The sequence below is a fragment of the Pseudoalteromonas arabiensis genome (assembly GCF_001550155.1).
GTDB classification, from domain to species: domain Bacteria; phylum Pseudomonadota; class Gammaproteobacteria; order Enterobacterales; family Alteromonadaceae; genus Pseudoalteromonas; species Pseudoalteromonas arabiensis.
This window is the reverse complement of sequence record NZ_LRUF01000019.1, coordinates 77,669-101,981: the sequence shown is the minus strand read 5'-3', so window position 1 is coordinate 101,981 and position 24,313 is coordinate 77,669. Positions and strand designations below refer to the sequence as shown.

Here is a 24,313-nt window from a genome sequence, read left to right as displayed (position 1 = left end):
GAGGTCATGTCGTGGTTCAAAGAGTTATGGCAAAATAGCCGCGAGAAAGGTTTATATTATGAAAAGCAAGCCGAAAGCTACCTGAAGCAGCACGGCTTAAAAACCATTGAGTGTAATTACTTATGCCAATATGGTGAGCTTGATCTCATTATGCGAGAAGGCAATACACTCGTATTTGTCGAAGTGAAGTTTAGAAAGAACAAACTTCGTGGTGGCGCGAATTATGCGCTTAGCCAACAAAAGCAGCAACGGCTTAGGCGAACTATCGCCCATTACCTTGCAGATAAAAAATTACCCAACCAGCGTATGCGCATTGATTACGTCGCCATAACAGGTGAACAAGATAGTGAAATAAACTGGTTTAGAAATGTATATTAACATCAAAGGCCAACAAGCCTTATTGGTAGGTTATGCAAGAAACTATTAAAAAGATTTTTACCGAAAATATTCAAGTCCAAATAGCCGCTGGTGAAGTTTTGCCAAGTGCTCTTGAGTCTGCAGCATTTACCATTGCACAAAGTCTTATAAATGGAAATAAGTTACTTTGCTGCGGTACCGCCAGCTGCCATATGCTTGCACAACATATGGCAGGCTTACTGATTAACTTTTATGAAACTGAACGCCCTTGCCTACCCGCTGTTGCGCTTGCGCAAGAGCAAGTTAACCTTGGCCAAAGCAATCATAACGATGAACATGAAGCTTTTGCGAGACAAATTCGCGCTTTTGCTCAAGAAGGTGACTTATTACTCGCTATTGCAGTGAATGGCAATGAGAAACAAATTATTTCTGCTGTAGAGGCTGCGCTAACCCGCGATATGAAAGTCATTGTATTAGTCGGTGATGATGGCGGAGAATTAGTTGGTTTATTAGGCCCTAACGATGTAGAGATCCGCGTCCCTTCAAAACGCCCAAGTCGAATTGTTGAATCTCATCTCGTTAATTTACACTGCTTAGGTGAGCTTATTGATTTAACCTTATTCCCACAGGAAGAAAACAATGTTTAAACAGTCTCTTATTGTCATAAGTACCGTATTACTTCTACAGGGTTGCGCTGCAGCAGTCGTTGCTGGCACAGCAGGTGCTGTCACCTCAGCCAATGATCGCCGTACAATAGGCTCACAAATTGATGACAACAACATTGAAATTAAAAGCTCTATTGCTATAAGTGAAAATGAGCGCCTACACAAGTTTGCTAATGTCAATGTAATCAGTGTGAATGGCATTGTACTGATGATTGGGCAAGTTGCTAACCAAGAAATGAAAAACGAAGCACAACGTGCTATCGAAGGCGTGGATGGCATACGTAAAATTCATAACCAAATTCGTATAAGCTCAAATATTGGTATGAGCACACAAACTCACGACTCATGGCTAACATCAAAAGTAAAAACGCAATTACTCACTACAGAGAACATCAGTAGCAATAATATAAAAGTGGTCACAGAGAATGGCGAAGTCTTTTTAATGGGCTTAGTGAGCAATACAGAAGCTAATTTAGCCGTTGAAGTGGCACGTAATGTTTCAGGTGTTGAACGAGTCATTAAGGTATTCGAATACCTATAACTTTTACCACTAATAATAAAAAACCCGCTACGAAGCGGGTTTTTTGTAAGTCTGAAAGGTTATTTAATCACTCGTAAGTGAGACCCTTTTTTCTTCTCTGGTTTAGTCGGCGGCTCATCATCTGGCGTAATATCGTCAGGTGTTTCAACACTTTCTAATACCGGAGCAAACTCTTCTTCGTCCTCGATGAATTCTTCTGCAGTAAATACAGTCCCTTCACCATTCTCACGTGCGTAAATTGCGAGTACAGCGCCCATGGGTACGTATACTTGCATAGGCTGTCCACCAAAGCGCGCATTAAAGCTTAGCTGTTGGTTATCCATAGCAAAATTTGTAACTGCCGATGGGCTAATGTTTAAAACGATCTGGCCGTCTTGAACAAACTGAGTTGGCACTTGTACAGCAGGAAAATCAGCGTTCACAACTAAATGCGGTGTGCACTGATTATCAACAATCCAATCAAAGAAAGCGCGTAGTAAATAAGGACGATTAGGCGTCATTATAAACGGATCTCACGCTCAGCTTCAGTTAGTGAAGCTTGGAATGATTCGCGCTCAAATAAACGCAACATGTATTCTTTAAGCTCTTTCGCGCCTGCACCAGTAAGCTCTATACCAAGTTCTGGTAAACGCCAAAGTAGTGGCGCTAAGTAACAATCAACTAGGCTGAACTCTTCACTCATGAAGTAAGGCGCTTCAGAGAAGATAGGAGCAATTGCAAGTAATGCTTCTGTCAGCTCTTTACGCGCTTGAGCTGCTTCACTGCTACCGCTTGATATTTTGTTAGCTAAGCTATACCAGTCAGTATCAATGCGATGCATCATTAGACGACTACGGCCACGCATAACCGGATAAACTGGCATTAGTGGAGGATGAGGAAAACGTTCATCAAGGTATTCCATGATGATGTTTGCCTGATATAAACCAAGCTCACGATCGATCAGTGTGGGTACTGTACCGTAAGGGTTAATTTCATGAAGTGCTTCTGGCAGGTTATCCTTTTCAGCCAGGTGAATGTCAACACTTACACCTTTTTCAGCAAGTACAATACGTACTTGATGGCTATACATACAGTTAGCACCAGAAAACAGGGTCATTACAGGGCGCTTATTGGCAGCTACGGCCATGCCTACCTCCATTATATTACAAAAACAGCAATAGGGGCTTAAGCCCCTATCACAAAATTACCTTTCAACATGCCCAGGATTAGTGAACATCTCTCCAGTATTCTTTCTTCAGCATGAATGCCAAGATAAATAGAATCACTAGGAAACCAATTACCTTAAGACCTAACGCTTCTGACTCTAAACGTGACGGTTCGCCAACATAAGCCAAGAAGTTAGTTAAGTCACGAGCAGCACGGTCGTACTCATCGTCACTCATTTCACCGGTACCATCTGTTTCAGTGCCAACAACTTTAGTCACAGTATGACCATGTTCTTCGACTTCTTCAGTGATTGGTGTTGGTAAACCCTGCAGCTCTTGAAGAACATGAGGCATACCTACCGATGGGAAAACAATATTATTTACGCCAAACGGACGTGATTCGTCTTTATAGAACGACTTCAGATATGTATAAATCCAGTCAGTTCCACGAACACGTGCTACAAGTGTTAAGTCTGGTGGCGCAGCACCAAACCACTTAGCAGCATCTTCTTTACCGATCGCGTTTTTGATATGGCTACCTACTTTTGAACCGTCAAAAATAAGTTGTTCTTGACCAATTTCAGTAGGAATACCGATATCGCGGAACGTACGTTCATAACGCTGATACTGCATTTGGTGACAACCAAGACAGTAGTTCATGAACAATTTAGCACCACGTTGTAAAGACGCATTGTCTTTTAGGTCAATGTTCGCATCCATTAACGGAACCGAAGGACCTGCTGCCATTGTCAACGATGGCAACAATGCGAATAAACCGATAATTAGCTTTTTCATCATTTCGTCAACCTCGTTGGTAATGGCTTAGTTTTCTCATTCTTACTGTAAACAAATAACAATACGAAGAACATGAAGTATGTCACAGTCGTGATTTGTGATAACAGCGTTTTGAAATCAGTTTGTGGTGTTGCACCAACCCAACCCAAGATAATGAAAGTTACCACGAATTGAGCAATGTTTAACTTGTGTAAGCCACAACGATAACGAATAGAGCGAACCGAACCACGGTCAATCCAAGGTAGTAACGCAAGCACTACGATAGATGCACCCATCGCGATAACACCAATTAGTTTATCTGGGATAGCACGCAGAATCGCATAGAATGGCGTGAAGTACCAAACAGGGAAAATGTGCTCAGGTGTTTTCAGTGGGTTCGCAGCTTCGAAGTTTGGCGCTTCTAAGAAGAAACCATTCATCGCAGGCATAAAGAATACAACCCAACAGAATAAGATTAAGAAACCAACCACACCCACAATATCTTTTACTGTGTAGTAAGGGTGGAACGGGATTGCATCAACAATGTCTTTCTTGTTGGTGTAATACTCGTGGAATTTGAATTTAGGTTTATCTTCTTCAGCAACAGAACCTTTCTTACGCTTGATTTCAACACCATCTGGGTTGTTTGAACCCACTTCGTGGAGTGCAACAATGTGTAAGAATACTAAAATAACGATAACTAAAGGTAACGCAATTACGTGAAGCGCGAAGAAGCGGTTAAGCGTTGCACCAGAGATTACGTAGTCACCACGGATCCAAAGCGTTAAGTCATCACCAATAACCGGAATCGCACCGAATAGTGAAATGATTACCTGTGCGCCCCAGAAAGACATTTGTCCCCAAGGAAGTAAGTAACCCATGAAAGCTTCAGCCATAAGTGCTAAGAAGATGAACATACCGAATAACCACAGTAACTCACGTGGTTTTTGGTAAGAGCCGTAGATCATGCCACGGAACATGTGCAGATAAACAACGATAAAGAACGCTGAAGCACCTGTTGAGTGAAGGTAACGAAGTAACCAGCCGTATTCAACATCACGCATGATGTATTCTACCGATGCGAAAGCACCCTCAGCAGACGGCACGAAGTTCATTGTTAACCAAATACCCGTTACGATTTGGTTAACAAGTACTAACATGGCTAATGAGCCAAAGAAGTACCAGAAGTTAAAGTTTTTTGGTGCTGGATACTGTGCGATATGCATGTTCCAAACACGTGTCATTGGAATACGATCGTCGATCCAACCAATAATTTTACCAAACATTATGCCACTCCTTCTTCTTCACCGACTAAGATAGTCGTGTCATCAATGAAGGTGTACGGAGGGATTTCTAGATTTAATGGCGCAGGTACAGATTGGAATACACGACCAGCCATATCAAATTTAGAACCATGACACGGACAGAAGAAACCGTCATCTGTGCCCTCTACTTTTTCACCAAAGCCACCTTGTAAGAAGCTCGGAGAACAACCTAAGTGTGTACAAATACCCACAGCAACGAAAATCTCTGGTCGTTGTGAACGGTATTCATTGGTTGATGATTCAGGTTGTTGAGGCTCTTCAGATGCAGGATCACGAAGTTGACCTTCATGCTCTTTCATCTGTTCAAGCATTCTCGGGGTACGTGATATAACCCATACAGGCTTACCACGCCACTCGACACGTATTAATTGTCCTGACTCAAGCTTGCTGATATCTACTTCTACAGGCGCACCCGCAGATTTAGCTCGCTCACTTGGATTCCAAGACGCAATAAAAGGAACAGCAGCCCCAGCCGCACCAACACCACCAACAACAGAGGTAGCTATGGTTAAAAAGCGACGTCGGCCATTGTCTACAGGCGCATTGCTCATCCACTTATCTCCACTATGATTCCCAACACTTGCCATATTGAGAACATCAGTTACAGCAGGTTAATTTTTAGAAATTTCAAAATAGACGCGATCATAATTAAAAGCCTTGATTAAAACAAGGTTATTCACAGTCTCATGCTTGAATAAACCCGTTTTAATACTTTATTAATTTGGGTTAGCTCGAGTATGAAGCCGCTATTTATGATAACGCATATAAAAAAACAATATACTGACCAAGATCAACCTCACTAAGAGGAAACAGAATTCTGTATTAGCTGTTGTTGAACTCACTCACATTACTTGCCCTCCAATTGTAGCAAAAAAATTCATCAATTAACTGATGGATTTAAGCTAATTTTGCTAAATCATGAAGTTTTTTTACTGTAATACGTAGGAATTACTAAGAGCGGTTAAATATCGAGCGAAAAAAAGAAACATCTGTGCGTAAAGGATGCTTGATTTTGCTCCCCCTCTATAACGAATTGAGAGTCAGCCACTTAAAGTGAGGAATGAGAATATGGTTTGTGAGTTAACCGTGGCGGCTGAATAAATCAATACACTTTTTACACGAAAACAAAAAACCCAGCCGAAGCTGGGTTTTTGGTATTCTGATAAACGTAAATATTAACGTTTTGAGAATTGTGGACGCTTACGTGCTTTCTTAAGACCCACTTTCTTACGCTCAACTTTACGTGCATCACGTGTAACGAAACCTGCTTTACGAAGTGTAGGACGTAGTGACTCGTCAAACTCCATAAGTGCACGAGTGATACCGTGACGGATAGCACCAGCTTGACCAGTAGTACCACCACCTGAAACAGTGATGTGTAGGTCAAACTTTTCAGTCATTTCTACGTGCTCTAATGCTTGACGAACAACCATGCGAGCAGTCTCACGACCAAAGTACTCTTCTAGAGAGCGCTTGTTGATTACGATGTTACCAGTGCCTGGGCGTAAGAATACGCGAGCACTTGAACTTTTACGACGACCTGTACCGTAGTATTGATTTGCCATGATAGTGCTCCTTAAATGTCTAGAACCTGAGGCTGTTGTGCAGCATGGTTGTGCTCAGTACCCGCGTAAACTTTAAGTTTACGGTACATTGCGCGGCCTAAAGGACCACGTGGCAACATGCCTTTAACAGCTTTTTCGATAATCATTTCAGGCTTTGCAGCTTGAAGCTTGTCGAAAGTAGTAGACTTAAGACCACCTGGGAAACCAGTATGAGCGTGGTACATTTTGTCTTTTGCTTTATTACCAGTAACAGTCACTTTCTCTGCGTTGATAACGATGATGTAATCACCAGTATCTACGTGAGGAGTGTACTCAGCTTTATGCTTACCGCGTAGGCGACGAGCGATTTCAGTAGCGATGCGACCTAAAGTTTTACCTTCAGCGTCAACTACGTACCAGTCACGTTTTACTGTTTCTGGCTTAGCAACAAACGTTTTCATTTATTAAAATCCAATGTTTTCTTATTTAAAACCACAGGTAATTATCATTAATTACCGCTCTAAGTTGAATGCTTTAACCCCTTCGAGTTTAAGACTTTGAGCCATCAATTAGAGGCTAAACTAATATCAGGCAATAGAACGCAACGTGGCAGACGCGGGAGTATACCAGCACTTAAACCACATTGCTATATGATGGTCGTTTTTTATTCTAAAAAATAAAGCATAGCCGCTAGGCTTGTCAGGCACATTTCAAAGAAAGAAATTGCGCCAACAGCTTTATGCCAAATGCTCTTTTGCTAAATATTCGAGCGATTGCATTTCTTGTAATCGGCTAATGCAACGCTTAAATTCAAAATTTAAATTTCCATCGCTGTACAACTCTGTAATTGGCTTTTCAGCAGAGATAATCAGGGTTACATGACGCTCATAAAATTCATCCACTAAGGCGATAAAACGACGTGCCGCATCATCATTAGCCTGACCAAGTGCTTTTACGTTCGACAAAATCACCGTATTATAAAGTCGGCTTATTTCCATATAATCGACTTGACTGCGAGCTGTTTCGCACAGTTCACTAAACTCAAACATGGCAATACAGTCTGAAACTTTACGGGTTTTGATCATCCGCCCTTCAATTTCAATTGCCTTATCAAGCACACCTGGCTCAGGCGACAATTTATCGAAATATTCAAATAAATTTTCATCAGCCTGCTTATCAAGCGGGCTATGGAAAATCTCAGCCTGCTCTAGTGTACGTAATCGGTAATCAATGCCAGAATCAACATTGACGATTTCGGTATTCGCTTTTACCAACTCAATCGCTGGTAAAAAACGGGCCCGTTGTAAACCGTTACGATACAGCTCATCAGGCACAATGTTTGACGTCGCAACGAGCACAATGCCGCGTTCAAATAATGCTTCCATCAAACCACCTAGCAGCATTGCATCGGTAATATCTTGTACAAAGAACTCATCGAAACAGATAATGTCTGTTTCGGACTTAAAGATATCGGCAACAACGTTCAATGGATTACGGGTGTTTTTTAACTTTTTAAGCTCATCATGCACGCGATGCATAAAACGGTGAAAGTGCACACGCATTTTACGTTCGGTGGGTAAAGCTTCGTAAAACGTATCAACTAAATAGGTCTTACCTCTGCCCACTCCGCCCCAAAAATACAGCCCTTTTATGCTAGGCGTGCTATCTTTAGAGAATAGTTTGGCAAACCATCCCTTCGCGGCGGGTTTGTCTGCCGTTAGGTCATCATAGAGTCTTTGCAAATGGCGCACTGCATTTTCTTGCGCTACATCATGTACAAAGTCTTCTCGCTGTAAATCTTGTTGGTATTTTTGCCAAGGAGTCATAGGTCGTTACAATAAAACACAGTTAAATTTGCACAGTATATTAACACGCATCGTATCTCAGGGTATATTAACCCGCAGTATGATTTCACAATCACATTAAGCTTTTTTTAATATAGATTGGACTATAAAGGCTTCAACAGCATAGTTTTTGTTATTTTTCCCAAAGGGGTAGGTTTATGGGTACTATTACCTGGATAGGTATTTTAATCATTGTTGCAATCTCGGCATTCTTCATTGGCGCATTTGTAACTAAAAAGCAATTTAAACAAGACGAATTAGAAGAGCAAGTTGAACAAGCCAACAATGCACTTGAGCAATATCGCCAAGATGTTGCTGATCATCTCGCAAGCACAGGTAAACTAGTATCTAAAATGAAGGATAACTATGACCAATTGCTTAACCATGTTGAAGAAACAAATAAGTTATTACTTGCTGATAAGAAGCAGCACCCTGCTGAGCCTTTCTTTTCGAAAGAAACCACTGAGCAGCTACAAAACTCATTAAAAGATCGCAGCAGCGATCGCTCAAACGCCGAGGCTCAGCCAGCTGACTACGTTGTTGGTGAGAGTGGCTTGTTTGCCGGTGAAAATAAAGTTTCAGAACATTCTAAAGCCTCTTGATGAACTTTTTTTTGACCCCATAGTCTTTAGGTATAACAGCTTTATATCTAAACCAAGAAAAGGGCTGCTTACGCAGCCTTTTTCTTTTTGGGCGAGTTAACATCAAAAATTAACACGCCTCATTTGCTTTAACTCTGAAATCTCTGAAGTGGAGTAAACCCAGACTATGAAAATGAAATTATCTGTTATTAGTGCTGCCCTTTTATCGTCAAGCTTATTATTGAGTCCGGCGATTGCAACTGCAAAACTTCCTATTGCAGTTAATGGTCAACAGTTACCTACCTTAGCGCCTATGCTTGAACAGATCACCCCTGGGGTTGTCAGTATCCAAGTTTCTGGCTCAAAAGAAGTACGCCGCCGTGCAACACCCTTTGATGACTTTTTTGGTGTCCCCCGAGGTGGTAGCCAAAAACGCCAGTTTAGCGGTCTTGGGTCAGGTGTAATCATTGATGCAAAAGAGGGTTATGTAGTCACCAACAACCATGTGATCGAAGACGCAGAAAAAATGGTCGTCACGTTAGAGGACGGTCGTGAGTATGAAGCAACAAAAATCGGTAGTGATAAAGAGTCTGATGTCGCATTGCTGCAAATTGATGCCGAAGACTTAACAGCCCTGAAGATTGCCGATTCAGATAAACTTCGTGTGGGTGACTTTGCCGTTGCGATTGGTAACCCATTTGGTTTAAGTCACACCGTGACATCAGGTATCGTCAGTGCCCTTGGCCGCAGCGGTTTAAATATAGAAGGCTATGAAGACTTTATTCAAACCGATGCTGCTATTAACCAAGGTAACTCTGGCGGCGCCTTAGTTAACCTAAACGGTGAACTAATTGGTATCAATACGGCTATTTTAGGCGCCTCAGGCGGTAACGTAGGTATTGGTTTTGCCATTCCATCAACCATGATGAAAAACCTTGTTGACCAAATTATTGAGCACGGTGAGGTTCGACGTGGCTCACTAGGTATTTCAGGTCGTCCACTTGATGCAGGCCTTGCTAAAGCGCAAAAGCTCGATGTGAAACAAGGTGCTTATGTGATGCAAGTAATGGATGATACCGCAGCGAGTAAAGCAGGCATAAAGGCTGGTGATGTCATTATTAGTGTTGATGGTAGCGAGATCAGTGGTTTTCATGAACTGCGCAGTAAGATAGCTACCCTAGGTGAAGGTAAAAAAGTCAAACTGGGCATTTATCGTGATGGTAAAGTTAAAACAGTGAGCGTTACCTTAGATGGTGCAGCAAGCTCAGTGTCCGCTGGCGAAGAAACCCACCCTGCTTTCCAAGGCGCAACCCTTGAAAACACGCAAAAAAGTGATGGTAAAGGCGTAGAGGTTACCTCGGTAGAAGCTCGCTCACCAGCAGCACGAGTAGGCTTGGAAGAGGGAGATGTGATCATGCAAGTCAACCGACAACGCGTTGAGAATATCCGAGATATGCATAAGATTATTGAAAACACCCAAGGCAATATTGTCCTAGGTGTAAAACGTGGAAGAGAGCTTATTTTTGTTCTTATCCAATAAACTTAATTGATTAATCATGAAAAAATAACAGTGGTGCTTGCCGCTGTTATTTTTTTTGTGCCATCATTAAGGGATTGCTCACTGATAATAAGAATACTGTGCTTAAACTTTTAAAATTTATTCTTCCACCACTTTTCACAGGCTTAGGCATTGCCTTTTTAGTCGTTTTGCTCAGTCCTACGATGCGCGCGGCGCTGTTTCCGAATGTCAGCCTACCGGATGCAATATCCACTCAACATATGAGTTTTGCGGACGCAGTCCATCGTGCAGCGCCTTCGGTAGTGACTATTTTTTCAGAGAGCATCAGTAATCAACCTCGTTACAAGCGACAAAATACCATTCAAGAGCTTGGCTCTGGTGTAATCATGTCGCAAGACGGGTATATTTTAACGAACTACCATGTCATTAATAATGCCGATCAAATCATTGTTATCTTAACTGATGGTCGTCGCTTCTATGATGTTCAGTTAATTGGCTTTGATACAATCACTGACTTGGCCTTATTAAAGATCAATTCTGATCATTTACCTGTTATCCCGATTAATGATGACTTCAAGCCTCGCGTTGGTGATGTTGTTTTAGCGATTGGTAATCCACTTAATTTAGGGCAAACAATTACTCAAGGTATTATCAGTGCAACAGGAAAACAAAAAATTACAGATAGTCCTTACAATAACTTGCTCCAGATGGACGCTGCGATAAACGTGGGTAACTCCGGTGGCGCATTAGTTAATTCTCGGGGTGACTTAGTCGGTATTACTTCTGCACAATTTAAAACCCGTGAAAATTTAGATATACAAGGTATTTTCTTTGCAGTGCCCTACTCACTGGCGAAGGATATTATGGACAAACTGATTAAACACGGCCGAGTTGTCAGAGGCTATCTTGGCTTTACGGGTACAGCTGTTGATAGCACGGGTAAAGATGTGAGTGACAACTACACCCCCGTCACTGGAATGCGTATTAATAACCTCGATCCCCTAGGCCCTGCCTGGCAAGCGGGTATTAAAGAGCAAGATATTGTGATTAAGATCGCCGGTTTATCGGTCGCTAACCCACAGCAAGTTCTTGAAAAAATTGGGAACACGGAACCTGGTAAAGAAATTGAATTTGAGCTCTACCGTGATGGTAAAATATTGAAAATCATGGTGACAGTTGCTGAACTCGAAACCAAATTATAAGCACAAAAAAGGCCTAACTTAGTATTAGGCCTTTTTTACACTTAACGTTTTCTAACTAATTTGAGCGGCGCTTAATATTAGCACCCAGCGCGCTAAGTTTATCCTCAATGCGCTGGTAACCACGATCAACGTGATAAATACGATCAACAATCGTTTCACCTTGCGCTACAATCCCCGTTAAGATAAGGCTCGCTGAAGCGCGTAGATCCGTTGCCATTACTTGTGCACCTGACAACTTATCGGTATCTCCACAAATCGCTGTATTGCCCTCTAAACGAATATTAGCCCCCATACGCTGCAACTCAGGCACGTGCATAAAACGGTTTTCGAAGATAGTTTCTGTGATTGTTGCACTGCCTTTTGCCACAACATTGAGTGCAGTAAATTGTGCTTGCATATCTGTTGGAAAACCTGGGTGTGGCATGGTTTTGATATTCACGGCTTTTAAATCACGGCCGCGCATGTCTAGGTAAATACTGTTATCTGTCACTTCAACCAATGCATTGGTAGCACGCAGTTTTTCAATCACAGGATCAAGGCTATGGTAGTGGGTATTTTTACACAGTACCTCGCCTCCGGCCATTGCCGCTGCAACCAAGAAGGTGCCTGTCTCAATACGATCTGGCAATATGCTATATTCACAACCAGATAGCGACTCAACGCCTTCAATTTCGATTCGGCTCGTACCTGCACCAGTGATCTTTGCGCCCATTGCGATTAAGCAATTAGCAAGGTCGGTAATTTCAGGCTCACGGGCTGCATTCTCAAGTACGGTTTTACCATCAGCCAGCGTTGCCGCCATTAATAAGTTTTCAGTAGCGCCGACACTGACCATTTCCATGAAAATCTCAGCACCTTTTAAGCGACCGTCAACTTTGGCATTTATATAACCGTTTTCAACCTTAATCGCCGCGCCCATGCGCTCAAGGCCCTGAATATGGATATCAACCGGACGAGCACCAATTGCACAGCCGCCAGGCAGTGATACTTGGGCTTCGCCAAAACGCGCAACCAGCGGCCCTAAAGCTAAAACCGAGGCACGCATCTGCTTTACTAATTCATAAGGTGCAAGTGTCTTATTGACTGTTGCGCCATCAATTACAAGCTTATCTTGTTGCCACTCGACATTTGCGCCCAGCGTTTTTAACAAGGCTTCTGTGGTACCGATATCGCGCAAGCGAGGAACATTACTAAAGGTACTTTTGCCTTGTCCCAACAGTGCAGCAAAAAGGATTGGCAGAGCGGCATTTTTAGCGCCTGAGATAGTGACTTCACCTGCCAGTGATGTACCACCTTGAATAACAAATTGATCCATGAGGAGGTCCTGTGACTATTGTGGAAGTATAAATTTTTGTTCGCGTTTCCACTCTGTTGGTGTAAATGCTTTGATTGACACTGCGTGGATGGTACCGTCTGAGATAGTCGCCATTAATGGAGCATATACCAGTTGCTGCTTTTTAACGCGAGATAAACCATCAAAACACTCACCAACAGCAATCACTTCATAGTGACTACCGTTTGCTTTAACAATTACTTCATCTAATTTTAATTCGTCGCGTAATAACGTTTCGACTTGGCTTGTTTCCATAAATCTCACTCAAAAAGGTTTGTGACCTGACCTAATTGCATTAATTTCTGCAGTTGATCAGGGCTGTTTTTCAGCTCAAGGCGCACACCTTGCTGCTTTAATTCTGCGAAAGAATGAATTAACCAAGCTAAGCCCGCCGTGTCAACCCTAGAGACCTCAGAAAGGTCAAAATACCATGTTTTATGCTTAGTTTGTGGCTTCATATTCAGAAGTCGTTCATGACCGATAGAATTTCGAGTCAGTTCACCGCTGACGCGAAATTGGTCATCATCGAGTTGAGTAATCGATACTTTACTCATTCCCACCTTCACCTCTAAATTGCACTGGCAGTTGGCTCTTTTGCTCTAGTAAGTCACTCACATGCTCAATACCTTGTTGACGTAAGATACCTTGGAACTCACTTTGCTTTGCATCCAGTAAACTGATCCCTTCTGCAATCATATCGTAAGCGCGCCAATCACCATCACGATCTTCACGTACTTTAAAATCAATTTTGATATCAGGTTTGCCCGACTCAACAATTTTTGTCTTAACTAAAACAACGTCTTGACCTTTAAAAGGCTGAGCAGGGCCAAACTCTACACTTTGATTTGTATATTGTGTGAATACACCTGCATATGTCGCAATTAAATACTTTTGAAACACGTCAATAAAGCGCTGTAACTCTTTAATTGCTTTTGCTTTTTCAGCCTTATCCTCGATTGCTCTTACTTTTGAAACATGATTACCCAAAACACGCAGCGCTGCGTATTTATAATCAATGTATGGCATCAATTCTTCTTCAACGATAACACGCAAGTGCTCTTTGTCTTTAGCAATTAATGGCTGATCTTTAGTAATGCGTGCGAATGTATTGTCAGACACTTCACGCACCATTTTATATGGATCTTTTAAATCGACGGTTGGTTCAGCCGCGTTGGCACTTAGTGCACATACAGCACTTAAACATAACAAAAATTTCTTAAACATAATTACTCACCACCCTGGTTGAATAAGAACTGACCGATTAGTTCTTCAAGTACTAATGCTGATTTAGTATCAGTAATATAATCACCATCAGCTAATGCTTTACTCTCGACACCAAATAGTTCATCTAAGCCTGCATCTTGCTCATCGGCAGTGACTTCACTTCCCATGCAACGTTGCTCAGCTGACTGTGGCGCAATAACAGGATTGATACCTAAATATTGCTCACCCAAAATACCTGACGTTAAAATAGAGATTGATGTCGTGTCCGAAAACTTACATAAATAGTTCGCATCAATAGCCATGTTAACCACAGGAACAAACTCTTTAGGATGAATGGAGATAGACTCGACACGCCCCACAACAACCCCCCCCACTTTAATTGGCGCACGCGCTTTTAAAGAGCCAATATTTTCAAACTTGGCATTAAGCTGGTAGGTCTCACCATTACCGCTGATCCCCGCATTGGCGACTTTAAATGCTAACAGCGCAAATGCGGCAATACCAAGGGCTACAAAAAAGCCAACTAAAATTTCTAATTTCCGTGAATTCATCTTTATACCCTAATTAGCTGGTAAACATTACCGCTGTTAAAATAAAGTCAAAACCTAATACTGCCAGTGACGAGTGCACAACGGTTTCTGTTGTGGCTTTGCTTATCCCTTCTGAGGTTGGGATGCAGTCATACCCTTTATACAGAGCAATCCAAGTCACGATCATGGCAAAAACAAAACTTTTAATCATGCCGTTTACGATATCTTGTTGAAACGACACCTGCGATTGCATGATTGACCAGAAGCTACCCGAGTCAACACCAAGCCAATCAACACCCACTAAATGAGCGCCTATAATAGCTACCGCAGAAAAAATAAGTGCCAATATGGGCATACTAATGAAGCCAGCCCAGAATCGAGGTGCAATAATTCGCTTGAGCGGATCAATTGCCATCATCTCTAGACTCGATAGTTGCTCTGTTGCTTTCATTAGACCGATTTCCGCCGTTAAAGCACTTCCCGCTCGACCAGCAAAAAGCAGTGCTGTAACCACAGGCCCAAGCTCACGCAATAGGCTAAGTGCAACCAATGGACCTAAACTGTCCTCAGCACCATAACCAACTAATACAGTGTAGCCTTGGAGCGCAAGTACCATGCCTATAAATAAGCCTGACACCATAATAATAAGCAGCGATTGCGACCCCACCATATACAACTGACGTATAAGTAAAGGCGTGCCCTTTTTAAAGTTAGGCTTATTGACTAAGGCGCCAAATAACATTTGTGTAGAACGACCCAGTGCCGCAAAACGCCCTAAGGTTTTATGTCCTAGCTTTTGCAAAAGATCAAACATTGCGCACTCCTAATAACTCTTCACTGTATTCAGGAGCTGGGTAATGAAAAGGCACGGGGCCATCAGACAAACCTTTTAAGAATTGTTGTACTAATTCAGACTCGTGGTTCTGCATTTGCTCAGGGGAGCCTTCGCCTATCACCCCTTGTTCAGCAATTATAATAACATGGTCTGCAATGCTTAAAACTTCAGTGACATCATGTGTCACAATTAAAGAGGATAAACCGAGCACCTGATTAAGTGATTTTATGAGTTTCACTAACACCCCCATCGAAATAGGATCTTGGCCAGCAAAAGGCTCATCATACATAATGAGTTCAGGATCAAGTGCAATAGAGCGCGCTAGTGCAGCACGCCTTGCCATACCACCCGATAACTCAGATGGCATCAAATCTTGTGCACCACGTAAACCAACGGCTTGTAGTTTCATTAACACGACAAGACGAATTAAGTCTTCACTGAGTTGCGTGTGTTCACGTAAGGGAAAAGCAATGTTATCAAATACAGTCATATCAGTGAACAAAGCGCCACTTTGAAATAACATGCTCATTTTTGTACGGGCAGCATAAAGTGCCTTGCGTGACATATTAGGGATACTCTGCCCTTCGAATAAAATGTCACCCGCGTCAGGCTTAAGTTGGCCACCAATTAAGCGTAACATGGTGGTTTTACCAATGCCGCTTGGTCCCATAATAGCGGTAATTTTGCCTTTCGGAATGTTAAAAGTCATATTTTTATATATGATTCTATCGCCCCGTGAAAAGGTTACATCCTTGATTTCTACTATTGATTGCGACAAGTCGCTCTCCATAACTTTTTTCACTAGTTTTGCCATTTTAAGGGTTTTTTAGTCAAGATGGAAAAAACAAATCGTAAAATTTTGTAATATTTTCTATCAAAATAATCTATGCTAGAAATGTCGAACTTAATACACGCTTAAATTTAGTTTCCAAAAAACACCCATTTAAAACATTCAGTCTATTCTTTTACTTATACTTTCAGGTTTGCTTTTGTTACTATTTGCAGTCATCTGTTTAAGTAATATTGGCGTATAAAAATGGTGACTTCTTTTGTCATTTTAATTATCGGTTTTGCCGCACTTGTATGGAGTGCAGACCGTTTTGTTTACGGGGCAGCGGCACTGGCAAAAAACATGGGGATCCCAACCCTAATCATTGGCCTTACGGTTGTTGCCATGGGTTCATCGGCACCGGAAATGATGGTGTCAGCATCAGCAGCCCTTGCAGGCAAAACAGATACCGCGGTAGGGAATGCTGTTGGCTCTAATATTACTAATATCTTACTAGTATTAGGTATTACAGCACTGTTAAGGCCTTTATCTGTTTCTTCAACAACACTCAAACGTGAGATGCCACTAGTACTATTAGTGTCGGTGGCTTCTTGGTACATATTCTCTGATAACTTCTTCTCATTTGCTGAGGGTGTTGCGCTCCTTATTGGCTTTATTGTTTTTATTGCAGGCTTAGTTATTATTTCTTTAAGGGATAAAAACCAAGCGGATGACCCTTTCGTTTCTGAAGCGTGTGAAGACATCCCTGATAATGTTTCTACAGGTTCAGCTTTATTTTGGCTTATCATAGGTATGATCCTTCTTCCTATCAGTTCACACTTTCTGGTTGGCTCGGCAGTAGATATTGCAAAATACTTTGGCTTAAGCGACTTGGTGATTGGGTTAACCATCATTGCTATTGGCACCAGTTTACCTGAACTAGCAGCCTGTATAGCCGGCGTACTAAAAAATGAAGATGATTTAGCCTTAGGTAATATTGTTGGCTCAAACTTATTCAACCTATTGGCGGTACTGCCTCTTGCAGGGATTATCAACCCATCAATCATCGACCCTTCAGCGGCTAACCGAGATGCTTTGATTATGATTGGCGCAACCATTGCTTTAATCGCTATGTCATTGAACTTAAGAGGTGCTCGTCGTATCAATAGAATTGAAGGTGGTTTATTGTTAGTCGCATTTATTGCATACCAAGGCTATATTTTCAGTCAAATAGGATAACAAATGACGCAGCAAAGCTTTATTGCGCAAGGTAAGCGAGTTCTTGAAGTTGAAGCGCAAGCATTAAGAGAAATTGAACAGTATATCAATGCTGATTTCGAACATGCTTGCCAATTAATGTTTCATTGCACAGGTCGTATTATTGTCATAGGTATGGGTAAATCAGGCCATATCGGCAACAAAATAGCCGCTACATTAGCAAGTACAGGCACCCCTGCATTTTTTGTTCACCCAGGTGAAGCGAGTCATGGTGATTTAGGTATGATCACACGTGAAGATGTTGTGATGTGCATTTCAAATTCAGGTGAAACCAGTGAAGTGCTTGGTATTATTCCTGTTATTAAGCGTATTGGCGCAAAAATGATATCTCTAACAGGTAACCCTAACTCAACTATGGGGAAGCTATCGGATGTCCATGTGTGCATCAAAGTTAGCCAAGAAGCGTGTCCATTGGGCCTCGCCCCGACTGCCAGCACCACTGCGACATTAGTTATGGGCGATGCGATAGCCGTTGCCCTACTTGAAGCGCGCGGTTTTACTGCCGATGATTTTGCTTTATCTCACCCTGGGGGGAGCCTAGGTAAGCGCTTATTACTGAGCCTTGAAGACGTCATGCATACTGGCAGTGCCACACCTATCGTTACCGAATCCCAAAGTGTTAAAGATGCACTAATAGAAATGTCAGCCAAAGGCCTCGGTATGACAGCTATTGTCGATGAAAACAAAAAGCTTGCAGGTCTGTTTACTGACGGTGATTTACGCCGTATTTTAGAGCAACGTGTCGATATTCATAACACATCGATTAGCCAAGTAATGACGCGCTCATGCACCACCGCACATGCTGATATGCTCGCTGCGGAAGCATTGAATATTATGGAACGAAAACGCATTAACGGTTTAATAATAATCGATGAAAGTAATACACCGATTGGCGCACTTAATATGCAAGACCTTTTAAAAGCAGGGGTACTTTAAAGATGACGTTTGCCGAGCTTTATCAGCCATTAAGCACCGATGTAAGCCAACGTGCTCAGAAAATAAAACTACTCATTTGCGATATTGATGGCGTTTTCTCTGATGGCCGTATTTACTTAGGAAATAACGGTGAAGAACTCAAAGCGTTCAATACCAAAGATGGCTTTGGTATTAAAGCATTAATAAATAGTGGCTTTGAGGTTGCGGTTATTACAGGGCGACATTCACAAATAGTTCAGCAACGCATGACTAGCCTAACAGTACAACACATTTATCAAGGTCAAGAAAACAAGCTTATTGCGTATCAAGAATTAAAAGACAAACTGACTTTGAGCGATGAGCAAATAGCCTATATCGGTGATGATGGCCCTGATTTACCTGTCATGGAAAAAGTAGGCTTTGCGGTTGCTGTAAACGATGCTCACCCACTTATAAAAAGACTCGCTCATTACACCACCATGTTACCCGGAGGGTTTGGCGCTGTGCGAGAGCTTACAGATTTATTAATGCTGGAAAACGCGAAAGCGTTAACAACTGATGGAACCAGCGCATGAATATAGCCCGTATTTTACTGAGTATTGTTTTTGTTTGTTGCATGATCTGGTTATGGTATCCGTACTTTAGCCAACCAACAGGCGCAATAAACAGTGAAGACGAGATAATCGCAACACCGGATTACACCGCCATTGCGCTAAAGCAAACGGCGTATGATGAGCAAGGTAACATCAGCCATAAAGTCGCTGCGGCTAAAATGGAGCTATACCAGCAATTAGGGTTTACTTTTTTTGAACAGCCTATTTTTACCATTTATGGGGATCAACAGGTTTGGCAGGTGAAAGCAAAAGAGGCTACCTTGTACGAAAACGATCAACTTATTTTTGAAGGTGACGTTGTTGCAAAAAATCTAACTCATAATGGCATGATTGAAGATATCAACGCAGAAAATATCAATGTCGATATTGAAAAAATGACCATGTACTCAAAACAACCTGTTACATTAACAGGCCCAAACTTAAAGATTACCGGTAAAGGTTTAAAAGCTGATTTAAAAGCCGAAATCGTCGAGTTAACTAACCATACACGAACCATATACTATGACCAATAAACTTAAAAAATTACTTCTAATCCCAAGCTTATTGATTGCGTTTTCAAGCGCTGCTGCAGACCAAGCGGGTACTCCTATCAGCATTAGCTCAGATCGCCAAGTAGGTCAGTTAAAAAATGGAGTCGGGATTTTTGAAGAAAATGTAGAAATAACCCATGGTAATCGTCGTATTACCGCAGATCGCCTAGAAGCACATGCTGGTGAGGTTGATGGTACTGTTTCACTTATCATTGCCACAGGTAAGCCAGCCTACTTTGAAGAAAAACAAGAAGATGGCACGGTTATGAGCGCCAGTGCAGACGAAGTACGTTACGATGTAGCAAAGCGTTTACTCACTTTAGTTGGCGATGCACAAGTGACACAAGCAGGGCAAAAAGTCAGTGCAAAAAGTATAACTTATGACATGGAACAACAACTCATTAGTGCTGAAAAAGACGAAAATTCAACGGATCGTGTGCATACAATCTTAGTGCCTGTTGATAATAAAAAAGATGATAAAGGCCAGCCATGAGTACATTGAAAGCAGAGCTGTTAGCAAAGAGCTATAAGGGTCGCCAAGTTGTCAAAAATGTGGGACTAGAAGTCGAAGCTGGCAGTATTGTTGGCTTACTAGGCCCTAACGGTGCAGGTAAAACCACCACCTTCTACATGATTGTAGGGCTAGTGCCAAGCGACAAAGGTAAAATTAGTATTGATGACAACGACATCACTTTATTACCCATGCACAATCGCGCTCGATTAGGTATTGGCTATTTACCCCAAGAATCATCCATTTTTAGAAAGTTGACGGTCTACCAAAACCTGATGGCGATTCTTGAAACACGTAAAGATCTTAAAAAACAGCAACGAGAAGAAACACTCAATAACCTGCTTGATGAATTTAGTATTCAGCACATTCGAGATAGCCAAGGTATGGCGCTATCAGGAGGCGAGCGTCGCCGTGTTGAAATCGCGCGAGCATTAGCCGCAGATCCAAAATTTATTCTGCTAGATGAGCCTTTTGCTGGTGTTGATCCAATTTCAGTGTTAGATATAAAGAAAATTATAGAGCATTTGAAAAACCGTGGTATCGGTGTACTAATAACTGACCATAATGTTCGAGAAACCCTTGATGTTTGTGAAAAAGCCTACATTGTTTCTCATGGGGAGCTAATTGCATCAGGCACGCCTGAACACGTATTAGCAGACCAAACCGTACGCGATGTTTATCTAGGCGAGCAATTCAGGTTGTAACCAATACACCACCGACTAGAGCATCTGCTAGACTTACAATAATGACAACATATTGATATTGACTCAAAGTAGTATCAATAAATGATTTAAAAAGGATTGTTAGGGATACATGAGGCAATCATTACAGCTGCGCATGGGCCAGCAACTTACAATGACTCCACAACTGCAACAAGCCATTCGCTTATTGCAACTTAGTACATTGGATCTCCAGCAAGAAATACAAGAAGCGCTTGATAGTAATCCTCTACTTGAAGTGGAAGAAGCGGATTACAGTGAAGACGCAATCGGTAAAAACGAACAAAAATCTGACTCTGATGATTCACAAGTCACTGCTACGGCAGAAGAAGCACCAAGTGAGTACGAGCAAGAAAGCAGTGATGCACTCAATAAAGATACCGTTAGTGACGACCTAGCAATGGACGTCACGTGGGATGAGTACATGAGTGCAGCTCCTTCAACCTCTTCAGGGCCAATGCCAGAAGATGAGTCTATTTATCAAGGTGCGTCAACCGAAACTCTCCACGAATATCTGATGTGGCAACTACAGTTGACCCCATTTAGTCCAACTGATGAAGCAATTGCTGTTGCTATAGTCGAAGCTATTGATGACTCAGGTATTTTAACCGTCAGTTGTGAGGATATTGTTGAAAGCTTTAATCAAAACGATGATGAAGAAGAAGAAATAGAACTTGATGAAGTCGAAGCGGTCCTAAAAAGAATACAGCTATTTGATCCTGTCGGCATTGGTGCTCGCAGTTTACAAGAGTGCCTATGTATTCAACTTCGTCAATTCGATGCAGATACACCTTATTTGGCTGAAACTAAAATGGTTTTATCTGAGCACATCGAATTATTAGCAAGTCGCGACTATCGTACTTTGATGAAAAAGACTAAGCTTAAAGAAAACGAGCTAAAAGAAGTCATGACGCTTATCCATAGCTTGAACCCTAAGCCCGCGGATAGCATCGTACGTGAAGAGTCTGAATACGTCATACCCGACGTATCAGTAAAAAAAGTAAAAGGTCGTTGGGTCGTTGAGCTTAACCCTGACTGTATGCCAAAGATCAGAGTGAATAGCCAATATGCGGCTATGTCACGCTCTGTAAAATCAAGCAGCGACAGTCAGTTTATTCGCTCTCATCTGCAAGAAGCTAAGTGGTTTATTAAAAGCTTAGAGAGCCGGAATGATACTTTATTAAAAGTAACGAACTGTATTGTTCAACAACAACAGGCTTTCTTTGAACACGGCCCTGAGGCGATGAAACCGATGGTGCTAAATGATGTCGCTGAAATGGTCGAAATGCATGAATCGACGATTTCACGGGTTACAACGCAAAAATATATGCATACCCCAAGGGGTATTTTTGAGTTGAAATATTTCTTCTCAAGCCACGTCAGCACAGAAAATGGTGGCGAGTGTTCATCAACGGCAATACGCGCTTTAATCAAAAAGCTTATTGCCGCAGAAAACTCAGCGAAGCCATTGAGTGATAGTAAGATTGCAGATATATTGGCTGAGCAAGGAATTAAAGTAGCTAGACGTACAATTGCAAAATACCGAGAGTCTCTAGCAATACCGCCGTCTAATCAGCGTAAAAGCTTGATTTAGACGTTTTACATAGAAGGAAAATGCTTATGCAACTAAACCTAACTGGTCGTCATGTAGAAATCACAGATTCATTAAAAGACTATGTAAACACCAAGTTTGCGAAACTAGAAAGGCATTTTGATCATATTAATAATGTTCATGTCATTTTAGACGTAGAAAAATTAAGTCAAAAAGCAGAAGCAACTTTACATGTAAACGGAGGCGAACTGTTTGCCTCTACAGAGCATCAAGATATGTACGCGGCCATCGACTCGCTAATTGATAAGCTTGATCGCCAAGTAATTAAACACAAAGAGAAATTAGCTCGACACTAAATTATGAAACTTAGTTCACTTACTAGCCAGGACTGCAGCAAAGCTGCGGTCCTTTTTAATAGCAAAAAAAGAATTCTCGAATTTATCAGCGAACTCGCTCATGAGCAGCTTCCTCATCTATCGCAGCAAGATATTCTTAATGCTTTACTCAATCGAGAAAAATTGGGGAGCACAGGAATTGGTAGAGGTATTGCTATTCCGCATGGTCGTATGTCAGGTGCTGATAAACCGCATGCGTTTATTATAGTGAGCGAATCTCCAATTAACTTTGATGCAATTGACAACCGCCCTGTTGATATTTTTGTTGCACTCATCGTACCTGATGGAGACTGCCAACTTCATTTAAAGACCTTATCAACAATTGCTGATAGACTAAAAGACAAAGAATTTTGTAAACAGTTACGCAGCGCTAAAACCGATCAGGAACTGTTTCAAGTTATTGCATCAGAGGCATAAATGGAATTAATTATTATCAGTGGCCGTTCTGGCTCAGGTAAATCAGTCGCTTTACGAGTCCTTGAGGATCTTGGTTATTATTGCGTTGATAATATTCCTGTAAACCTATTACCTTCGCTAGTGCGCAGCGTCTCTGATAATTACGACAAAATAGCAGTCAGTATCGACGTACGTAACCTGCCAAAAGAGCAACAAGAATTTAATGATATTCTTGAATACTTGCCAGGTTTCGCCAATCCAACCTTATTTTACCTTGATAGTGATGATCAAACACTCATTAGACGTTTCTCTGAGACAAGACGTTTACATCCGCTTTCTTTAGATTCTTTACCACTCGATTTAGCAATTAAGCAAGAAAAAATACTGCTCGATGTACTAATTACCCGCGCCGACTTTATGATCGACACAACGGATTTAAGTGTACATCAGCTAGCAGAGTCAATTCGTGAGAAGATTCTCGGTAAAAAAGACAAAAAGCTTATTATTACCTTTATGTCATTTGGCTTTAAGCATGGTATCCCGAAAGAAGCTGACTATGTATTTGATGCACGCTTTTTACCAAACCCACACTGGGAGCCAGATCTTAAGCCACTTACGGGTCTCGACCAACCAGTTAAAGATTACCTTGCAAGCCATAGCATAGTGCAAAAATTTACTTGGCAGATTCAAACCTTTGTGCAAACGTGGTTACCACACCTTGAACGTAATAACCGCAGCTATTTAACGATCGCAATTGGCTGCACAGGTGGACAGCATCGCTCGGTTTACTTAGCACAGACGATTGGTGAAAGTTTCGCGAAAAGCCATGCGAATGTAAAAATTCGCCATCGTGAGCAAGACTTATAATAAGGGCTTTAACATGTATGCTGAAAATACGTTTTTAATTCAAAACAAACTTGGCTTACACGCTCGGGCAGCAACTGTACTTGCACAACTTGCACTTCAATTTGATGCTAAAATTATGTTATATCAAGATGACAAAGAAGCTGAAGGTGACAGTGTACTTGCTCTAATGTTATTAGAAAGCAGCCAAGGTAAAGAAGTACGCGTTGTATGCGAAGGCCCTGATGCAACTGCTGCACTTAATGCAATAGGTGAATTAATAGCACAACGCTTTCATGAGCAAGAATAGCATTTGCTAAGCACGAAAGATTTGCGTTAAACTTAACTTAGGTATTTAAATTCCTCTTAAAT

General features: G+C 41.7%; 32 protein-coding genes. 17 read left to right on the top strand and 15 right to left on the bottom strand.

What is annotated here, in order from left to right:
- Nucleotides 1–6 precede the first annotated feature (6 nt).
- Genes PAARA_RS08330 through dolP form a run of 3 tightly spaced genes read left to right on the top strand, consistent with a single transcriptional unit; the run spans nt 7 to nt 1,563 of the window.
- Nucleotides 7–378, top strand: coding sequence for a YraN family protein (locus tag PAARA_RS08330; protein WP_062568582.1), 372 nt, complete (start codon nt 7–9; stop codon nt 376–378).
- A 32-nt stretch (nt 379–410) separates the two neighbouring features.
- Nucleotides 411–1,004, top strand: coding sequence for an SIS domain-containing protein (locus PAARA_RS08325; protein WP_062568581.1), 594 nt, complete (start codon nt 411–413; stop codon nt 1,002–1,004).
- Nucleotides 997–1,563 (top strand): division/outer membrane stress-associated lipid-binding lipoprotein, encoded by a 567-nt coding sequence (gene dolP, locus PAARA_RS08320; RefSeq protein WP_062568580.1) that lies wholly within the window; start codon nt 997–999, stop codon nt 1,561–1,563. Before PAARA_RS08325 ends, dolP begins: the two co-directional genes overlap by 8 nt.
- Before the next feature lie 59 nt (nt 1,564–1,622).
- Here dolP and PAARA_RS08315 read toward each other — a convergent pair whose 3' ends face one another.
- The 8 genes from PAARA_RS08315 to zapE form a co-directional block, all read right to left on the bottom strand.
- Complete coding sequence (locus PAARA_RS08315; protein ID WP_062568579.1) at nt 1,623–2,063, bottom strand: ClpXP protease specificity-enhancing factor; 441 nt, start codon at nt 2,061–2,063, stop codon at nt 1,623–1,625.
- Nucleotides 2,063–2,689 carry a stringent starvation protein SspA gene (gene sspA / locus PAARA_RS08310; RefSeq protein WP_062568578.1) on the bottom strand — a complete coding sequence of 209 codons (627 nt, stop codon included), beginning with the start codon at nt 2,687–2,689 and terminating at the stop codon, nt 2,063–2,065. Before sspA ends, PAARA_RS08315 begins: the two co-directional genes overlap by 1 nt.
- Nucleotides 2,690–2,768: 79 nt before the next feature.
- Complete coding sequence (locus tag PAARA_RS08305; RefSeq protein ID WP_062568577.1) at nt 2,769–3,506, bottom strand: cytochrome c1; 738 nt, start codon at nt 3,504–3,506, stop codon at nt 2,769–2,771.
- Nucleotides 3,503–4,768, bottom strand: a complete 1,266-nt coding sequence (locus tag PAARA_RS08300; RefSeq protein WP_062568576.1) for a cytochrome b — start codon at nt 4,766–4,768, stop codon at nt 3,503–3,505. Before PAARA_RS08300 ends, PAARA_RS08305 begins: the two co-directional genes overlap by 4 nt.
- Nucleotides 4,768–5,358 (bottom strand): ubiquinol-cytochrome c reductase iron-sulfur subunit, encoded by a 591-nt coding sequence (petA, locus tag PAARA_RS08295; protein ID WP_062568575.1) that lies wholly within the window; start codon nt 5,356–5,358, stop codon nt 4,768–4,770. Before petA ends, PAARA_RS08300 begins: the two co-directional genes overlap by 1 nt.
- 624 nt (nt 5,359–5,982) lie before the next feature.
- The gene (gene rpsI, locus PAARA_RS08290) at nt 5,983–6,375 is read right to left on the bottom strand and encodes a 30S ribosomal protein S9 (protein ID WP_095209788.1); all 393 of its coding nucleotides are present in this window, start codon (nt 6,373–6,375) and stop codon (nt 5,983–5,985) included.
- A gap of 8 nt (nt 6,376–6,383) precedes the next feature.
- On the bottom strand, nt 6,384–6,812 hold the full coding sequence (gene rplM, locus PAARA_RS08285) for a 50S ribosomal protein L13 (RefSeq protein ID WP_062568574.1): 429 nt from the start codon (nt 6,810–6,812) through the stop codon (nt 6,384–6,386).
- 276 nt (nt 6,813–7,088) lie between these two features.
- Nucleotides 7,089–8,177: a cell division protein ZapE gene (gene zapE, locus PAARA_RS08280; protein WP_062568573.1), complete on the bottom strand. Its 1,089-nt coding sequence runs from the start codon at nt 8,175–8,177 to the stop codon at nt 7,089–7,091.
- Between the two features lie 176 nt (nt 8,178–8,353).
- On the opposite strand from zapE, the gene PAARA_RS08275 reads away from it, so the two are divergent.
- The 3 genes from PAARA_RS08275 to PAARA_RS08265 all read left to right on the top strand — a co-directional run bounded on the left by PAARA_RS08275 (nt 8,354) and on the right by PAARA_RS08265 (nt 11,497).
- Nucleotides 8,354–8,797 (top strand): Z-ring associated ZapG family protein, encoded by a 444-nt coding sequence (locus PAARA_RS08275; RefSeq protein WP_062568572.1) that lies wholly within the window; start codon nt 8,354–8,356, stop codon nt 8,795–8,797.
- 166 nt (nt 8,798–8,963) lie between these two features.
- Nucleotides 8,964–10,316 carry a Do family serine endopeptidase gene (locus tag PAARA_RS08270; protein WP_062568571.1) on the top strand — a complete coding sequence of 451 codons (1,353 nt, stop codon included), beginning with the start codon at nt 8,964–8,966 and terminating at the stop codon, nt 10,314–10,316.
- Nucleotides 10,317–10,414: 98 nt separating this feature from the next.
- The gene (locus PAARA_RS08265) at nt 10,415–11,497 is read left to right on the top strand and encodes a trypsin-like peptidase domain-containing protein (protein WP_062568570.1); all 1,083 of its coding nucleotides are present in this window, start codon (nt 10,415–10,417) and stop codon (nt 11,495–11,497) included.
- Nucleotides 11,498–11,552: 55 nt separating this feature from the next.
- On the opposite strand, the gene murA is transcribed toward PAARA_RS08265, so the two are convergent.
- The 7 genes from murA to PAARA_RS08230 are packed head-to-tail and all read right to left on the bottom strand — an operon-like array spanning nt 11,553 to nt 16,209.
- A complete protein-coding gene (murA, locus tag PAARA_RS08260; protein ID WP_062568569.1) occupies nt 11,553–12,812 on the bottom strand; it encodes a UDP-N-acetylglucosamine 1-carboxyvinyltransferase in 1,260 nt (419 codons plus the stop codon).
- Nucleotides 12,813–12,827: 15 nt separating this feature from the next.
- Nucleotides 12,828–13,085: a BolA family protein gene (locus tag PAARA_RS08255; RefSeq protein ID WP_062568568.1), complete on the bottom strand. Its 258-nt coding sequence runs from the start codon at nt 13,083–13,085 to the stop codon at nt 12,828–12,830.
- A gap of 5 nt (nt 13,086–13,090) precedes the next feature.
- Nucleotides 13,091–13,384: an STAS domain-containing protein gene (locus tag PAARA_RS08250; protein ID WP_062568567.1), complete on the bottom strand. Its 294-nt coding sequence runs from the start codon at nt 13,382–13,384 to the stop codon at nt 13,091–13,093.
- Entirely contained in the window at nt 13,377–14,054 is a 678-nt protein-coding gene (locus tag PAARA_RS08245; protein WP_062568566.1) for an MlaC/ttg2D family ABC transporter substrate-binding protein, read from the bottom strand. The genes PAARA_RS08250 and PAARA_RS08245 overlap by 8 nt, the downstream gene beginning before the upstream one ends.
- A 2-nt stretch (nt 14,055–14,056) precedes the next feature.
- The gene (gene mlaD, locus PAARA_RS08240; RefSeq protein ID WP_062568565.1) at nt 14,057–14,605 is read right to left on the bottom strand and encodes an outer membrane lipid asymmetry maintenance protein MlaD; all 549 of its coding nucleotides are present in this window, start codon (nt 14,603–14,605) and stop codon (nt 14,057–14,059) included.
- Between the two features lie 13 nt (nt 14,606–14,618).
- Nucleotides 14,619–15,398, bottom strand: coding sequence for a lipid asymmetry maintenance ABC transporter permease subunit MlaE (gene mlaE, locus PAARA_RS08235; protein WP_062568564.1), 780 nt, complete (start codon nt 15,396–15,398; stop codon nt 14,619–14,621).
- The gene (locus PAARA_RS08230; protein ID WP_083515295.1) at nt 15,391–16,209 is read right to left on the bottom strand and encodes an ATP-binding cassette domain-containing protein; all 819 of its coding nucleotides are present in this window, start codon (nt 16,207–16,209) and stop codon (nt 15,391–15,393) included. Before PAARA_RS08230 ends, mlaE begins: the two co-directional genes overlap by 8 nt.
- A 246-nt stretch (nt 16,210–16,455) precedes the next feature.
- On the opposite strand from PAARA_RS08230, the gene PAARA_RS08225 reads away from it, so the two are divergent.
- From PAARA_RS08225 to PAARA_RS08175, 11 genes are all read left to right on the top strand, one after another.
- A complete protein-coding gene (locus PAARA_RS08225; RefSeq protein ID WP_062568562.1) occupies nt 16,456–17,427 on the top strand; it encodes a calcium/sodium antiporter in 972 nt (323 codons plus the stop codon).
- Between the two features lie 3 nt (nt 17,428–17,430).
- Nucleotides 17,431–18,402: a KpsF/GutQ family sugar-phosphate isomerase gene (locus PAARA_RS08220; RefSeq protein ID WP_062568561.1), complete on the top strand. Its 972-nt coding sequence runs from the start codon at nt 17,431–17,433 to the stop codon at nt 18,400–18,402.
- Nucleotides 18,403–18,404: 2 nt separating this feature from the next.
- Nucleotides 18,405–18,956, top strand: a complete 552-nt coding sequence (gene kdsC, locus PAARA_RS08215) for a 3-deoxy-manno-octulosonate-8-phosphatase KdsC (RefSeq protein WP_062568560.1) — start codon at nt 18,405–18,407, stop codon at nt 18,954–18,956.
- On the top strand, nt 18,953–19,507 hold the full coding sequence (gene lptC / locus PAARA_RS08210; RefSeq protein WP_062568559.1) for an LPS export ABC transporter periplasmic protein LptC: 555 nt from the start codon (nt 18,953–18,955) through the stop codon (nt 19,505–19,507). Before kdsC ends, lptC begins: the two co-directional genes overlap by 4 nt.
- Nucleotides 19,497–20,018, top strand: a complete 522-nt coding sequence (gene lptA / locus PAARA_RS08205; protein WP_062568558.1) for a lipopolysaccharide transport periplasmic protein LptA — start codon at nt 19,497–19,499, stop codon at nt 20,016–20,018. The genes lptC and lptA overlap by 11 nt, the downstream gene beginning before the upstream one ends.
- Complete coding sequence (lptB, locus tag PAARA_RS08200) at nt 20,015–20,740, top strand: LPS export ABC transporter ATP-binding protein (RefSeq protein ID WP_062568557.1); 726 nt, start codon at nt 20,015–20,017, stop codon at nt 20,738–20,740. The genes lptA and lptB overlap by 4 nt, the downstream gene beginning before the upstream one ends.
- Before the next feature lie 109 nt (nt 20,741–20,849).
- Entirely contained in the window at nt 20,850–22,349 is a 1,500-nt protein-coding gene (locus tag PAARA_RS08195; protein WP_062568556.1) for an RNA polymerase factor sigma-54, read from the top strand.
- 26 nt (nt 22,350–22,375) lie between these two features.
- Nucleotides 22,376–22,663 (top strand): ribosome hibernation promoting factor, encoded by a 288-nt coding sequence (gene hpf / locus PAARA_RS08190; RefSeq protein WP_062568555.1) that lies wholly within the window; start codon nt 22,376–22,378, stop codon nt 22,661–22,663.
- A 3-nt stretch (nt 22,664–22,666) separates the two neighbouring features.
- Nucleotides 22,667–23,119, top strand: a complete 453-nt coding sequence (gene ptsN, locus PAARA_RS08185; RefSeq protein ID WP_062568554.1) for a PTS IIA-like nitrogen regulatory protein PtsN — start codon at nt 22,667–22,669, stop codon at nt 23,117–23,119.
- Nucleotides 23,120–23,965, top strand: a complete 846-nt coding sequence (gene rapZ, locus PAARA_RS08180; RefSeq protein WP_062568553.1) for an RNase adapter RapZ — start codon at nt 23,120–23,122, stop codon at nt 23,963–23,965.
- A 13-nt stretch (nt 23,966–23,978) separates the two neighbouring features.
- Complete coding sequence (locus tag PAARA_RS08175; RefSeq protein ID WP_062568552.1) at nt 23,979–24,251, top strand: HPr family phosphocarrier protein; 273 nt, start codon at nt 23,979–23,981, stop codon at nt 24,249–24,251.
- Nucleotides 24,252–24,313 lie beyond the last annotated feature (62 nt).

What these genes read in the sequence shown, in the direction of transcription:
- PAARA_RS08330 (WP_062568582.1), top strand. Translation starts at nt 7, where the DNA reads ATGTCGTGGTTCAAAGAGTTATGGCAAAATAGCCGCGAGAAAGGTTTA.
- PAARA_RS08325 (WP_062568581.1), top strand. Translation starts at nt 411, where the DNA reads ATGCAAGAAACTATTAAAAAGATTTTTACCGAAAATATTCAAGTCCAA.
- dolP (WP_062568580.1), top strand. Translation starts at nt 997, where the DNA reads ATGTTTAAACAGTCTCTTATTGTCATAAGTACCGTATTACTTCTACAG.
- PAARA_RS08315 (WP_062568579.1), bottom strand. Translation starts at nt 2,063, where the DNA reads ATGACGCCTAATCGTCCTTATTTACTACGCGCTTTCTTTGATTGGATT.
- sspA (WP_062568578.1), bottom strand. Translation starts at nt 2,689, where the DNA reads ATGGCCGTAGCTGCCAATAAGCGCCCTGTAATGACCCTGTTTTCTGGT.
- PAARA_RS08305 (WP_062568577.1), bottom strand. Translation starts at nt 3,506, where the DNA reads ATGATGAAAAAGCTAATTATCGGTTTATTCGCATTGTTGCCATCGTTG.
- PAARA_RS08300 (WP_062568576.1), bottom strand. Translation starts at nt 4,768, where the DNA reads ATGTTTGGTAAAATTATTGGTTGGATCGACGATCGTATTCCAATGACA.
- petA (WP_062568575.1), bottom strand. Translation starts at nt 5,358, where the DNA reads ATGAGCAATGCGCCTGTAGACAATGGCCGACGTCGCTTTTTAACCATA.
- rplM (WP_062568574.1), bottom strand. Translation starts at nt 6,812, where the DNA reads ATGAAAACGTTTGTTGCTAAGCCAGAAACAGTAAAACGTGACTGGTAC.
- zapE (WP_062568573.1), bottom strand. Translation starts at nt 8,177, where the DNA reads ATGACTCCTTGGCAAAAATACCAACAAGATTTACAGCGAGAAGACTTT.
- PAARA_RS08275 (WP_062568572.1), top strand. Translation starts at nt 8,354, where the DNA reads ATGGGTACTATTACCTGGATAGGTATTTTAATCATTGTTGCAATCTCG.
- PAARA_RS08270 (WP_062568571.1), top strand. Translation starts at nt 8,964, where the DNA reads ATGAAAATGAAATTATCTGTTATTAGTGCTGCCCTTTTATCGTCAAGC.
- murA (WP_062568569.1), bottom strand. Translation starts at nt 12,812, where the DNA reads ATGGATCAATTTGTTATTCAAGGTGGTACATCACTGGCAGGTGAAGTC.
- PAARA_RS08255 (WP_062568568.1), bottom strand. Translation starts at nt 13,085, where the DNA reads ATGGAAACAAGCCAAGTCGAAACGTTATTACGCGACGAATTAAAATTA.
- PAARA_RS08250 (WP_062568567.1), bottom strand. Translation starts at nt 13,384, where the DNA reads ATGAGTAAAGTATCGATTACTCAACTCGATGATGACCAATTTCGCGTC.
- PAARA_RS08245 (WP_062568566.1), bottom strand. Translation starts at nt 14,054, where the DNA reads ATGTTTAAGAAATTTTTGTTATGTTTAAGTGCTGTATGTGCACTAAGT.
- mlaD (WP_062568565.1), bottom strand. Translation starts at nt 14,605, where the DNA reads ATGAATTCACGGAAATTAGAAATTTTAGTTGGCTTTTTTGTAGCCCTT.
- mlaE (WP_062568564.1), bottom strand. Translation starts at nt 15,398, where the DNA reads ATGTTTGATCTTTTGCAAAAGCTAGGACATAAAACCTTAGGGCGTTTT.
- PAARA_RS08230 (WP_083515295.1), bottom strand. Translation starts at nt 16,209, where the DNA reads ATGGAGAGCGACTTGTCGCAATCAATAGTAGAAATCAAGGATGTAACC.
- PAARA_RS08225 (WP_062568562.1), top strand. Translation starts at nt 16,456, where the DNA reads ATGGTGACTTCTTTTGTCATTTTAATTATCGGTTTTGCCGCACTTGTA.
- PAARA_RS08220 (WP_062568561.1), top strand. Translation starts at nt 17,431, where the DNA reads ATGACGCAGCAAAGCTTTATTGCGCAAGGTAAGCGAGTTCTTGAAGTT.
- kdsC (WP_062568560.1), top strand. Translation starts at nt 18,405, where the DNA reads ATGACGTTTGCCGAGCTTTATCAGCCATTAAGCACCGATGTAAGCCAA.
- lptC (WP_062568559.1), top strand. Translation starts at nt 18,953, where the DNA reads ATGAATATAGCCCGTATTTTACTGAGTATTGTTTTTGTTTGTTGCATG.
- lptA (WP_062568558.1), top strand. Translation starts at nt 19,497, where the DNA reads ATGACCAATAAACTTAAAAAATTACTTCTAATCCCAAGCTTATTGATT.
- lptB (WP_062568557.1), top strand. Translation starts at nt 20,015, where the DNA reads ATGAGTACATTGAAAGCAGAGCTGTTAGCAAAGAGCTATAAGGGTCGC.
- PAARA_RS08195 (WP_062568556.1), top strand. Translation starts at nt 20,850, where the DNA reads ATGAGGCAATCATTACAGCTGCGCATGGGCCAGCAACTTACAATGACT.
- hpf (WP_062568555.1), top strand. Translation starts at nt 22,376, where the DNA reads ATGCAACTAAACCTAACTGGTCGTCATGTAGAAATCACAGATTCATTA.
- ptsN (WP_062568554.1), top strand. Translation starts at nt 22,667, where the DNA reads ATGAAACTTAGTTCACTTACTAGCCAGGACTGCAGCAAAGCTGCGGTC.
- rapZ (WP_062568553.1), top strand. Translation starts at nt 23,120, where the DNA reads ATGGAATTAATTATTATCAGTGGCCGTTCTGGCTCAGGTAAATCAGTC.
- PAARA_RS08175 (WP_062568552.1), top strand. Translation starts at nt 23,979, where the DNA reads ATGTATGCTGAAAATACGTTTTTAATTCAAAACAAACTTGGCTTACAC.